The organism is Corallococcus sp. 4LFB, from assembly GCF_046520365.1.
GTDB lineage: Bacteria > Myxococcota > Myxococcia > Myxococcales > Myxococcaceae > Corallococcus > Corallococcus caeni.
This window is the reverse complement of record NZ_JBKGHJ010000252.1, coordinates 1-12257: the sequence shown is the minus strand read 5'-3', so window position 1 is coordinate 12257 and position 12257 is coordinate 1. Positions and strand designations below refer to the sequence as shown.

12 protein-coding genes are annotated in these 12257 nt (G+C 72.5%); 9 read left to right on the top strand and 3 right to left on the bottom strand.

Translation table 11 applies throughout. From position 1 onward, the window contains the following. Window positions 1–124 precede the first annotated feature (124 nt). The gene (locus ACLEQD_RS24725; RefSeq protein WP_410387299.1) at window positions 125–694 is read right to left on the bottom strand and encodes a DUF420 domain-containing protein; all 570 of its coding nucleotides are present in this window, start codon (window positions 692–694) and stop codon (window positions 125–127) included. A 177-nt stretch (window positions 695–871) separates the two neighbouring features. Here ACLEQD_RS24725 and ACLEQD_RS24720 point away from each other — a divergent pair, with 177 nt between their 5' ends. The 9 genes from ACLEQD_RS24720 to ACLEQD_RS24680 all read left to right on the top strand — a co-directional run bounded on the left by ACLEQD_RS24720 (window position 872) and on the right by ACLEQD_RS24680 (window position 10305). Further along, a complete protein-coding gene (locus tag ACLEQD_RS24720) occupies window positions 872–2836 on the top strand; it encodes a DUF1585 domain-containing protein (RefSeq protein WP_410387297.1) in 1965 nt (654 codons plus the stop codon). 106 nt (window positions 2837–2942) lie between these two features. Next, entirely contained in the window at window positions 2943–3479 is a 537-nt protein-coding gene (locus tag ACLEQD_RS24715; protein WP_410387295.1) for a hypothetical protein, read from the top strand. Window positions 3480–3522: 43 nt separating this feature from the next. Continuing rightward, complete coding sequence (locus ACLEQD_RS24710) at window positions 3523–4926, top strand: DUF1501 domain-containing protein (protein WP_410387293.1); 1404 nt, start codon at window positions 3523–3525, stop codon at window positions 4924–4926. A gap of 54 nt (window positions 4927–4980) precedes the next feature. Continuing rightward, a complete protein-coding gene (locus tag ACLEQD_RS24705) occupies window positions 4981–5337 on the top strand; it encodes a hypothetical protein (protein WP_410387291.1) in 357 nt (118 codons plus the stop codon). Then, a complete protein-coding gene (locus ACLEQD_RS24700; protein WP_410387289.1) occupies window positions 5253–5882 on the top strand; it encodes a hypothetical protein in 630 nt (209 codons plus the stop codon). Before ACLEQD_RS24705 ends, ACLEQD_RS24700 begins: the two co-directional genes overlap by 85 nt. Further along, complete coding sequence (locus ACLEQD_RS24695; RefSeq protein ID WP_410387287.1) at window positions 5852–6487, top strand: hypothetical protein; 636 nt, start codon at window positions 5852–5854, stop codon at window positions 6485–6487. The genes ACLEQD_RS24700 and ACLEQD_RS24695 overlap by 31 nt, the downstream gene beginning before the upstream one ends. A gap of 88 nt (window positions 6488–6575) precedes the next feature. Beyond that, window positions 6576–7142: a hypothetical protein gene (locus tag ACLEQD_RS24690; protein WP_410387285.1), complete on the top strand. Its 567-nt coding sequence runs from the start codon at window positions 6576–6578 to the stop codon at window positions 7140–7142. After that, window positions 7070–8287, top strand: a complete 1218-nt coding sequence (locus ACLEQD_RS24685; RefSeq protein WP_410387301.1) for an FG-GAP-like repeat-containing protein — start codon at window positions 7070–7072, stop codon at window positions 8285–8287. Before ACLEQD_RS24690 ends, ACLEQD_RS24685 begins: the two co-directional genes overlap by 73 nt. Next, window positions 8287–10305: a VCBS repeat-containing protein gene (locus tag ACLEQD_RS24680; RefSeq protein WP_410387283.1), complete on the top strand. Its 2019-nt coding sequence runs from the start codon at window positions 8287–8289 to the stop codon at window positions 10303–10305. Before ACLEQD_RS24685 ends, ACLEQD_RS24680 begins: the two co-directional genes overlap by 1 nt. A gap of 9 nt (window positions 10306–10314) precedes the next feature. Here ACLEQD_RS24680 and ACLEQD_RS24675 read toward each other — a convergent pair whose 3' ends face one another. Together ACLEQD_RS24675 and ligD are read right to left on the bottom strand one after the other, a co-directional pair. Continuing rightward, window positions 10315–11268, bottom strand: a complete 954-nt coding sequence (locus tag ACLEQD_RS24675) for a DMT family transporter (RefSeq protein ID WP_410387281.1) — start codon at window positions 11266–11268, stop codon at window positions 10315–10317. Between the two features lie 63 nt (window positions 11269–11331). Then, a partial coding sequence (gene ligD, locus ACLEQD_RS24670; protein ID WP_410387279.1) for a non-homologous end-joining DNA ligase occupies window positions 11332–12257 on the bottom strand: 926 nt, incomplete at its 5' end.

Sequence of the window (12257 nt, the reverse complement as noted above, 5' to 3'; positions counted from 1 at the left end):
GGCTCCGACTTCACCGTGCGCCTGCCCCGGGGCCTCCCGCTCTCCGCGGGCCCCACGCCGGCCCCGCCAGGGCCCGCGCCCACCAGCGGCGGCTCCGAGTACACCGCGTCGTGACGCGGAGGCCTCAGGGCACCGCGGGCACGCCGCCGCGCAGCATGAAGAACACCACCACGCCCGTCACCGACACGTAGAGCCAGATGGGCGCCAGCCACCGCGTCACCTTGCGGTGCCGGGCGAACTGCTGCCGCCAGGAGAAGTAGAAGGCCACCAGCGCCAGCGGCAGCACCGGCATGGACAGCAGCACGTGGCTGGCCAGCAGCGTCAGGTACAGCGCGCGCAAGTCCCCCACGTAGCGCGTGTCCCCGTGCACGAAGTGGTAGGCGAGGTAGCCCACCAGGAACAGCGCGGACGCGAGGAACGCGCTCACCATCAGGTTCTGGTGCACCCGCCGCGCGCCGCGCTTGATGGCCACCCACCCGCCCAAGAGCAGCGCCGCCGCCGTCGCGTTGAGCCCCGCGTTCACCGCCGGCATGAAGCGCAGGTCCACGCCCATCCCCGCGCCGCCGCGCCGGATGAGCAGCAGCCACGCCAGCAGCGCCAGCGCGCCGGCGGACACCACGCCAATCGCGATGAAGAAGGAGCGGTCGCGGGTGGACGAGGACGACGGGGACAGCCCGGTGGCGGCGTTGGACATGCCCCCCTTGTGGCCCGCGTCAGGCCCGGCTTGCAACAGCGCCTCAGAGCGCGGGCCTACATGGACCGATATGTCGGTTGAATGGAATCGGTTAGGTCGGCTGGATTACAAACCGGAAATCCCCTCATACTCTCCGGCACTGCGTCACCCCCGACCCCCCCCTCTCGGAGGTTCCCCGTGTTCAGCGTGCGTTGCCTTGCCCCCCTGGCGAGCGCCGCCCTCCTGCTCGCCCTGCCCGCGGCCGCTGAAGAAGCGGTGTGCGCGCCCGTGGCGAAGGTTCCCTTGGAGCGGCACCTGCGTCAGCTTTCCCTCGACTTGCTGGGACGTCCTCCGACGATGGAGGAGTACAAGGCGTTCCAGGCCAAGGGCTCCGTCACGGCGGACGACGTCCGCAAGATGATGAAGGACGAGTCCTTCTACGCGCGGATGCGCGAGTTCCACCGCGCCCTCTTGCGCGCCAACATCAACGGCAGCGTGCAGGGCAACGGCGACTACCGCGTGTCCGGCACGCCGCTGAGCTTCGCCAGCAACAACTCCAACAGCCTGCGCGGCGGCCAGGGCCAGCGCTGTGACGGGGAGATTGCCCAGGACAGCTGCAAGGCGAACCCGCAGGACGCGCACCAGGACAACTCCACGCCGCCCGCCTGCCGCGACGCGCAGGGCGTGCCGCTGCCGGTCAGCTACGACTACGACACGAACTACTACCAGTGCCGCCCGCTGGACGTGAACTCCACGGAGCCGGAGCTGAAGTTCGCGGACTGCAACGCGCTGAAGGCCCACGCGACGTACGGCAAGTACGTGAACTTCTGCGACAACCGCTACAACAGCACCGCGGGCAGGTCCGTGGGCTACCTCTGCCTGCCGGACCCGAACAAGAACACCACCAACGTGCTGGTGGCGTCGCCGGCCACGGGCGTCATCACCGCCTGGGTGCAGCCGCCGGGGGGGACCGGCAGCCTGACGCTGGAGCGCTGCGGGTTCGACATCTCCACGGCCCGGGAGGGCGTCTGGGCGGCGCAGCGCGGCTGCGTGCAGCGCGAGGGCTACGTCACCACCACGGTGCAGCCCTACTGGTCCACCACCACGGAGCCGCTGAAGGTGTGCGCGGTGGAGGCGCAGGACCGGCCGACGAACCCGTACACCGGCGAGTCCTGTGAGACGGCGCGCTTCAACCGCGACCGCAGCTGCGGCTGCGGCGACAAGATGCGCCGCTGCGAAATCAGCGACGTGCACACCGCGCGCGTCGCCGCCTTCAACGAGGAGCCGCTCTTCATCACGGACTCCGTGGTGCGCAACGACGAGCCCTACTTCAACATCCTCACCACCCGCCGCTCCTACGTGAACGGCCCGCTGTCGGAGTTCTACCGGCAGCGCCAGGGCGTGGGCGTCTTCAGCGTGAAGTCCCCCGCGGACAACGCGGTGCTGCCCGCCGTGACGTACGCCAGCACCACCCAGTGGAGCGAGTACGTCCGCGACAACACCCACTCCGGCGTGCTCACCACCCCCGCGTTCCTCTACCGCTTCCCCACCCAGCGCGCCCGCGTGAACGAGTTCTACGAGGCGTTCCTCTGCAAGCACTTCGCCCCGGCCGCGGACGCGTCCCTGCCGCCCCCGGACGACGCCTGCAACCGCGAGAACAACCTGGCCAAGCGCTGCGGCTGCAACTACTGCCACGCCACCATCGAGCCCACGGGCGCGCACTGGGGCCGCTTCGCGGAGCGCTCCGCGCTGTTCCTGTCCCCGGACCAGTTCCCCCGCCTGGACGTGAAGTGCCGCGACTGCGCCCTCGCCGGCAACACCAACTGCGACGGCGAGTGCAGCCAGTACGTGATGCAGGCCTTCGACGGCGACGGCGCCAACTCGCTGGGCCTGCTGAAGACCTACCTCTACCGCACCGCGGACGAGGAGAAGAACATCGAGGGCGGTCCGCAGACGCTCGTGCAGCGCATGATGGAGACGGGCGACCTGGAGCGCTGCACCGTCAAGCGCATCTGGAACGAGTTCCTGGGCCGCGCGATGACGGCCGAGGAGCAGCGGCTGTACCTCCAGACGCTGTCGCAGGACTTCGCCAGGAACAACCACAGCCTCAAGGGCCTCATCGAGCAGGTGGTGATGTCCGACGCGTACCGGAGGATCGACTGATGCGCCGCCTACTGTTGACCGCGCTGCTCGCGCTCGCCACGGGCTGCACCCAGGGCTCCGTGGACGCCCCCGCCAAGCCCGTCCCGCTGGACGCCCAGCTGGACCCGTGCCCAACCCGCACGGGAACACGGACTCCATCGACCCCTTGCCGGACCCGGAGGCCCAGGGCGGCAGCGTGGGCCGCGCGCCCCGCCGCCTCACCGTCGCGCAGCTCAAGGAGTCCATCCGCATCGCCGTGGGCATGGAGTGGGATGAGCTGGAGGCGCGCGCCCAGTCGCTGGGCCGCGCGGACTACGCGCTCATCACCACGGAGAACACGGAGCCCAACCTCGTCTTCGCCCGCTTCCTGGACGACGGCGCGCGCAAGGTCTGCATCGCCCAGGCGCAGAAGGACATCGCGCAGGCGGACGTCACCCTGCGCACCCTGGGGCGCACGCTGCCCTCGCCCATGAGCGACCTGACCAAGCTCACGGACGCGCAGGTGAACGAAACGCTCGTGTACCTCTCCACCCGCTTCTGGGGCGCGCCCTCTCCGGTGACGAGCTCACGCGCTACGCGGCGTTCTTCCGCAAGGCCGCCGCCCGGGCCGAAACCCTCAAGAAGCGCGACCAGGCGCTGGCGGTGGTGTGCATCGCCATGCTGACGGACTCGCGCTTCATCACCTACTGACCTTGACGGTGCCTGCGATGAAGAAGACGCCCCAAGACGAACTCAGCAGCCCCGAGCGCCGCACCTTCCTCAAGGCCGGAGCCGGCTTCATGGGCTCCCTGCTGCTGGGAGGCATCCCCTTCAAGGCCGTGGCCCAGGCGACGAACCTGGCCGCGCCCGACCGCTGCTTCGTGTTCGTGTACTTCAGCGGCGGCTGGGACCAGCTGCTCGCCTTCGACCCGCGTGACCCGGCGGTGTTCACCGCGGACCGCGTCTCCGAGACGCGCATCATGCCGGGCTACAACCTGCTCACGGACTCGGCGTTCGCGCAGACGCCCATCGTCCCCAAGGAGCGCGCGGGCGCCGGCCCCGCGACGATGACCTTCGGGCCCGCGGTGGGCGCGCTGTCGGACCACTACGACCTGATGACGGTGGTGCGCGGCATCAACATGAGCACGCTCACCCACGAGGTGGGCTACCGCTACTTCCTCACCGGGAAGATGCCCATTGGCAGCGCGGCGCGCGGCTCCTCCACCGCGACGGAGATCGTGGGCCAGATGAAGCCCACGGTGCCCATCCCGTCCATCGCCCAGGGCGTGGAGTCCTACAACGACCGCTACGGCGGCTACGCCAACGCGCTGCGCGTCAGCGGCCTGGCGGACCTGGTGCTCACGCTGGACCCGCCCAGCGCGTCGCGCCAGCTGGACAGCGAAATCGAGAAGAGCCTCATCGACCTCAACGGCCAGCCCATCACCTGCGAGGAGCAGGCGCTCACCGCGCGGGGCGTGGGCACGGCCTACGAGAGCAGCCGCGACCAGATGCAGACGGTGATGGAGAACAAGCTGTCGGACTCGTTCCGCTTCCAGCTGGCGGCCAACCAGTCCGTGCGCGACTTCTACGGGCTCAACAACCAGTCCTACCCGTACAACAGCGCCGCGGGCCGCGCCGCCATGGTGGCCACCGCCCTGAAGAAGGGCATCAGCCAGTGCGTGTCCATCAACCTGGCCGGCGGCCTGGACACCCACTTCGGCACGCAGCAGACGCACGCGACCAACCAGCGCGCGGGCTTCAACGCGCTGAACCTGCTGGTGAATGACTTGCGCCAGACGGCGCACCCCGGCGGCGGCAACTTCATGGACCACACCACCATCCTGGTGTTCAGCGAGTTCGCTCGCACGCCCACCATCAACGCCACCGGCGGGCGCGACCACCACCTGTCCAACAGCTGCCTGCTGATGGGCGCGGGCATCAAGCACAACCTGGTGGTGGGCCGCAGCGGTGACATCGGCATGTCGCCGGGCACGGTGGACCTGCGCACCGGCGCCAACGACCCGAACGGCTCCAACATCTTCCCCGAGCACATCATCGCGACGGTGCTGGCCTCGGCGAAGCTGGACTACAGCATCACGCGGGTGGACCCGCTGCGGTTCATCCTTGCCTGAACCTTGATGAGCACTCCCCTTATGTGTCCCCGGCCGCGCCACGGTTCCCCCACCGTGGCGCGTTTCCTTCCCCCCTCGCTCCTGCTGTTGTCCGCGGTGCTGTTCTCCGCGTGCGGCGAGGACGCACCGCCGGGCAGTGACCCGGCGAAGCCCGCGGCCTTCACGGCCACCCAGGTCTCCACGGCGCAGTCCCTGGCCGCGGTGCCCGGCTTCGCGGACCAGTCCGGCGGCGGCATCTTCGCCACCGCTGACGGCGCGGCCGTGCGCCTGCGGCTGGACGGCACCAGCGCGCTCGCGCCACCCCAGACACCGCGGCGCCAGGCGCCGTGCGCGCCACCTTCCGCCTGGGGCCGCACAGCGCCCTGGTGGAGACGGACAGCGGCCTGTTCCTCGCGGACCAGGGCTGGCTGATAGAGCCGCTGTGGCAGGAGGTGCTGGGCACCGGCATCGTCGCCACCGCGCAGACGGCGGACGGCGCCGCGTGGCTTGCCCACCCCACGGGCCTGTTCCAGCTCCAGGGGGGCGTGCTCGCGTCGCTGAAGCTGTCCGGGCAGCCGCTCACCGGCATCACCACCATGACGGCCGCGCCCGCGGAGGACGGCCTCCCGGGCCTGTGGTTCGCGCGCGAGGGCAAGCTGAACGTGGTGGTGGCGTCCGCGCCGGGCGTCTACCAGGTGCGCGGCACGGACGCGCCGCTCGCCGGCGGTGAGACGGTGCAGGCGTTGGCCGGGCTGAGCGCCGGCACGGGCACGACGGGCGAAACCTGGGTGCTCACCAGCACCCGCCTGCTGCGCCGGAACCCGGACGGCTGGAGCACGGTGGCGCTGCCGTCGCGGCCGGAGCAGCTCCTGGGCGCGGGGCGCTACCTCTGGGCCGCGCGGGCGAACGGCTCTACACCTACGACGCGGACGCGAAGGTCTGGGGCGTGGCGGAGGGGCTGCCCTCCGGCTCCGTGACGCTCCTGGCCGCGGACGAGAGCGGCTGCGCGTGGGTGCGCGTGGGCGACAAGGCCATGGCCATCAGCCAGACGCCGGCGCCGCGCGTGACGGGGATGCACCAGGGCATGCTGGTGGTGGAGGAGGGGCTCGTCGTCCAGGCCCGCCTGCCGCCGGGCAGCACGCCCAAGAGCGTCCACTTCCAGCTGGAGGGCCAGGAGGTCGAGGCGACCGGGCCCGCGTACAGCTTTGGCGGCCTGGAGGCGGACGGGGAGACGCTCAAGGCGTTCTCCTTCGCCGCCCTGGCGCCGGGCGGGCACACGCTGGGCGTGGTGTCCCGCTTCGAGGACGGCACGGAGGCGCGGCGCCTGCTGCCCTTCACCTACCAGCCGCTCACCACCACCCCCAGCTACGCGCGCGACATCCGGCCCATCCACGAGGCCCGCTGCGCCAAGTGCCACACCCTCAGCCCCGGCCGGCCGCTGAACACCTACGAGCTGTGGAAGTCCAACGCCCAGCTCATCAACGCGGCGGTGCGCGACCTGCGCATGCCCGCGGACGGGCCGTTGGATCCGCAGGGCATCGCCCTCATCCAGCGCTGGGTGTCGTCCGGCGCGCTGCCCTGACGCCCCCTGCTTCACGACGGCTTCCCCTTCCGTGCATGCGCCCGTCCTCCTCCCGGGGAGGACGGGCGCCCCCTTCCGAGGCACCCCCATGAAACGTCTCATCCGCGCGGCCCCCCTCGCCGCGCTGCTGACCCTGGGCTGTGACGGCGGGCTCAAGCCCGCCGAGCAGCTCCCCTACGTGGGCCCGTGCGAGGGCCTCGCCTCGCTGACGCTGTCGGCGGAGCCCACGACCGTGCGCTCCGCGAGCGTGGCCACGCTGACGGCGGGCGGCGGCAGCGGCCACTACAGCTTCCGCGTGGAGCCGGGCGGCTCCTCCGGCGACATGCGCGGCAACCGCTTCGTCGCGGGCGCCACGCCCGGCGAGGACACGCTGACGGTGGTGGACGACCAGTGCGGCGGCTCCACCAGCGTGCGGGTGAAGGTCATCGCGGGCTTCGGCGTCGCGCCCGCGCGCGCGATGCTGCGGCCGGGCACGTCCTTCCAGATTGCCTCGAGGGCCTGGTGGGCACGGCGGCCTTCACGCTCACCACCAACGGCTCCGGCGCCACGCTCACCGACACGGGCGTCTACACGGCGGGGCAGGTGGAGGCGCAGGACGTCCTCACCGTGCGCGACACGAAGTCCGGCGACACGGCGGTGCTCCAGTACACCGTGAGCAAGGCCGCGAAGCTGGTGGGGGACCCGCCGTACCTGGGCGTGCCGTCGGGCTCGTCCGTGCCGCTGGGCACCGCGGGCGGCACGGACCGCGTGACGTGGACGAAGAAGTCCGGCCCCGGCTCCATCGTGAACGGCCGCATCGTGGTGGAGGCGGGCGCGTCCGGCACCATCGTGCTGGAGGCGAAGGACGCCTTCACCCCCGACGTGGCCACGGTGTCGGTGCGCGTGCTGGATGAGCTGACGCGGCCCCTGCTGGCGCACGGCAGGCTGTCGGACGTGGCCACGCTGGTGACCGCGGACTTCGACGGCGACGGCATCCAGGACCTGGCGGTGGGCCAGCGCGAGAGCGAGCTGTCGCGCCCCACGGGCGGCGCGGTGTTCGTCTACAAGGGCAGCGCCGCCGGCCTGCCCGCGAAGCCCACCTGGGTGTTGATGGGGGAGACGGAGGGCGCGCTCTTCGGCGACATGCTGGCCGCGGGCGACCTGGACGGCGACGGGCGCGCGGACCTGGCGGTGTCCTCGCCGGGCGCGGACGTGACCATCGGCGACTCGGGCGCGGTGTACCTCTACACGTTCAAGGCGGGCCAGGCGCCCGCGCTGCTGCGGCCCGCGCTCACCGGCCTGGGCCGCGGCGGGTTCGGCACGGGGCTGGCCATCGCGGACGCGGACGGCGACGGAGACCTGGACCTGTTCGTGGGCTCGCCCGGCGGCGACCTGTCCACCCTCTCCGGCATCAGCCGGCGCGGCGTGGTGGACATCTTCATCCTCACCAAGGGACAGCCCATCCCGGACCTGCCGGTGGTGCGCCTGGGCGGCCAGGACCTCGACAAGGACGGCAAGTTCGTGCTGCGCAGCAGCACGGAGCTGGGCCGCGCCCTCGCGGTGGCGGACCTCAACGACGACGGCCGCCCGGACCTGGCGGCGCTGCACCGGCTGACCCGCTACAACGCGGACGGCAGCACCAACGGCCAGCAGATGGCCGTGGCGGTGTACTTCGCGCGCGCCTCGGGAGCGCGCTACCGCCCCGCCGCGGACCTGTACGTGCTGGCGTCCAACACCGCGGTGGAGTCGCTGGGCAACGAGGGCACCTGGCGCCTGGGCGCCGTCCCCGGCGAGGCAGCCGGCCGCCGTTCCTCGTGGTGATGGCGGACCGGGCGGACGCGCCGGACCTGCGGGCGTCGGGCGGCGTGGCGGCGCAGCAGGACGCGGGCGGCGCGTACCTGTTCGACCTGCGGGGCGCGAAGCTGGTGGACGACCCGGCGGCGGTGAACCCCCCGACGGTGGCGCTCTCGAACGCGTTCGCGCGCTTCTACGGCGACGCGCGGAGCATCACCGCGACGCGCAGCTGGGCGGTGATGGACGTGGACGGCACGGCGGGGCCGGAGCTGCTGCTGGGCGCGCCGTACGCGTCGGTGACGGTGGGCACGACGACGCTGGGCAACGCGGGCAAGGTGCTGGTGTTCCCGCTCACCGGCCTGGCGAAGGACACGGTGATGAACAAGCCGCTCGCGTTCCTGGGCGGCGCGGCGAAGGCGGAGGTGCTGGGCGCGGGGCTCGCGGCGTGGAACCTGCCGTCCGGCCCGGTGCTGGCGGGCTTCTCCGGCCGCGCGTCGTCCGCCACGGGGGCCTTCACCGGCCGCGTGGACGTCTTCACGAAGGCCGGCGCGACGGTGGCGGACTGGACGCGCAGCGGCCTGGACGTGACGGCGAGGGCCAGCGTGGAGCGCTTCGGTGAGGCCGTGGCGGTGGCCCGGCTGGGCGGCCGCGTGATGGCGCTGGTGGGCGCGCAGGGCTTCTCCGGCCCGGGCCCCAACAACGACGGCGCGGACCTCAACGTGGGCCGCGCGTACACCTTCGACACCGCGGAGCCCGGCAAGGCCACCGTGGCGGCGGAGGGCGCCAGCTCGCCGTGGTACGGCGGCCGCAACGTGGGCGTGGACGTGGCGTTCACGGACTTCAACGGCGACGGCCGGCCGGACCTGGTGGCCAGCGCCACGGGGCTCGTCATCCCGGCGACGACCTCCTCCGCGTCGGAGCGCGACCCCTACGTGCAGAACGCCTGCATGACCACGGGCACCCAGTCGCTGGGCGGGCTGCTGGTGTCGGCGGGGCAGGCGGACGGCACCTTCAAGCCGGCCTGGCGGGTGTTCGCGCCGTCCGTGGTCTCCACCTGCGACGACGCGGCGGCCACGAAGTGCAAGCGCACCAACATCGGCCGGGGCGTGGTGGGCGGCTTCGACTTCAACAACGACGGCAAGGAGGACGTGGCCGTGCTGCGCGACCGCGGCATGGACGTGTTCCTGGGCCGGGCGCCGGAGGACGCGACGCTCGCGAAGCTCACGCTGGCCTGCGACCCCGCGTACTCCTGGCCGTCCACGCCCATCGTCTGGCCGCCCGCGCAGTGGAACACCAGCTCGCTGCCGCAGACCTCCGCCATCGCCGCCGTCGGCGACCTCAACGGGGATGGCTGCGACGAGGTGGCGTGGCGCTACTCGGACAACTCGCACTCGGGCATCGTGATTGCCTACGGCCACGACGCGGGCGGCAGCCGGTGCGGCGCGCGCACGACGGGGGCCACCGTGCGCATCGCGGGCGACGCGGAGGTGTCGCGCGCGCTGATGAACCTGGGCGTGGCCACCACGCGCGCGGGCAGGTTCCTGGGGGACGCGCGGGACTTCCTCGCGGTGAGCGCCAACAACTACCTGGTGGACGGCGTGAGCCAGCAGGCGGTGCTGCTCATCCCGACCTCCGCGCTCACCCCGCCCGCCTCCGGTGAGAAGCTGCTGGACGTGGCCGACCTGGCCCCGCTGAACCTCACCTGGCGCTCCCGCGCGGTGAGCTTCGGCACGTCGCTGTCGGGCGGCAGGGACCTCACCGGCGACAGCATCCCGGACCTGTGGGTGGGCGCGCCCAACGCGTCCGTGGCCGCGGACGGCGACGGCGCGGCGTTCCTCTTCGCCGGCGGCGCGAAGTCCACGGGCCCGCTGTCGCCCTTCCTGCTGGTGGTGGGCGACGTCGCCGAGCGCTCCTTCCTCGGCCAGTCCCTCTCCGTCGTCCCCGGCTCCGGCGGCTCGCCGCCCACGGCCGTCATCGGCGCGCCGAGGAGCTACCGCACCGGCACGCAGAACGGCACGGCGTACTCGCTGCCCCTGCCGTTCTGAGTCACGGCCTCACGCCGCGGGCGGGGCTTCCGGAGGCACCTTCGCCTCCGGGGCCTCGTCGCGGTTGGCGAGCGCCGCCGCCGTGAGGATGAGCGCGCCGCCCGCCAGCAGCGACGGCGTGAGCGGCTCGCCCAGGAGCGCCACGCCCAGCGTCACCGCCACCAGCGTGTCCAGCAGCGCCATGGCGCCCAGCGCCGCCAGCGAGATGCGCGGCAACAGCCAGTACAGGCACTGGTAGGTGAGCACCGTCCCGCCCAGCGCCAGGTACAAGAGCGCGCCCACCGCCCTGGGCGTCCAGTGCGCCGGCTGGTTCCACTCCAGCAGCGCGGACGCCAAGAGCAGCAATACGGCACTGCTCAAGGTCTGCACCAGCGTCAGCAGGTGCGGCGGCACGTGCGTCATGTGACGGCGCAACAGCACGTTGGCCACCGCCACCACCGACGCCGCGAACAGCGTCATCAGGCAGCCCAGCACCACCTGCCCGGAGAAGCTGAGCGACACCAGCTCCTGGTGCTGGAGGGCCACCACGCCCGTCAGGCCCAGCCCCGCGGCGAAGAGCTTGCGCGCGGTGAGGTGCTGATCCGGGAAGACGATGCGGCCCACCAGCAGCAGCCACACGGGGAAGGTGGAGAAGAGGAGCGCGGACCAGCTGGAGGGGATCCACTGCTGCGCCACGAAGAGCAGGCCGAAGGGCACCGCGAGCTGGAGCACGCCCAGCCCCGCGATGCGCCACCCGGTGCCGCCCCCCAGCGCCGTCCCGCGCGAGCGCGCGAAGGGCAGCAGCGCCACCCCGGCGACGAGCATGCGCGTGCCCACGAAGCGCAGGGGCGGCAGGTCCTCCAGCCCCACCTTCACGGCGGCCCAGGTGGAGCCCCAGAGGAGGAAGCAGGTGGCGTAGGCCAGGGACACCTTCCACCGCGGCGCGGGCTGCGCGGCGGGGGTCACGACGGTCACGGACGACATGGCGGCGCGGGCAGTAGCACGCGCCGCCCCCTTCCGGGAAACCTCCGTTCAGGGCGCGACGCGTCAGCCGCCTGCCTGGGCGTCCGGCAGCACCTGCTTCACCCGGAGCACGGGCGCGAACAGGTCCCCCACCGCGTCCAGGCGCTTCTTCAGCGTCTCCAGGCGGAAGCGGTGCGGCTCCAGGCGGCCGTTCACCTCGCTCCAGTCCACCGGCGCGGAGAAGGGCGCGCCCTCCACGGCGCGCAGGGAGTAGGGCGCCACCACCGTCTTGCCGCGCGCGTTCTGGCCCGCGTCGATGTAGAGCCGCCCGCCGCGCTCGCGGATGGAGCGCTGCGTGGTGGCGATGTCGCCCAGCTCCTCCTCCAGCTCGCGCGCCCGCGCGTCCGCGAACGCCTGGGTGCGCGCGTAGGTGTGGCCCGGCGCCAGGGGCACCAGCACGTGCAGGCCGCGCTTGCCGGACGTCTTGGGGAAGGACTTGAGCCCCAGCTCGTCCAGGCGCGCGTGCAGCAGGGTGGCCACCTTCACCACGTCCTTCCAGCCCCCGGTGCCGGGGTCCAGGTCGAACACCACGAAGTCCGGCTGCGCCAGCCGGGGCGCGTGCGACAGCCACATGTGCAGCGTGAGCGCGGACTGGTTGGCCAGCCACAGGAGCGCGGGCGTGTCCTTCACGTTCACGTGGCGCAGCGTCTTGTCCTCGTGGCGCACGCGCAGCGTGGGCATCCACGCCGGGATGCCGGACAGCTCGTGCCGGAAGAAGCCCGGCGCCTGGATGCCCGCGGGCCACTGCTGGTGGGACAGGGGCCGGTCCGCGAGCACGGGCAGCAGCAGCGGCGCCACCTGCTCGTAGTACGCGAACACGTCCGCCTTCGTCAGGCCGGAGCCGGGGAACAGCACGCGGTCGCCGTGCGTGAGGGCCACCTGCGGCGCGCGCGCGGACTTCGCGCGCGGCGCTTCGCGGCGGTGCCTTCCGGTCGCGGTGCGCGCGGCGG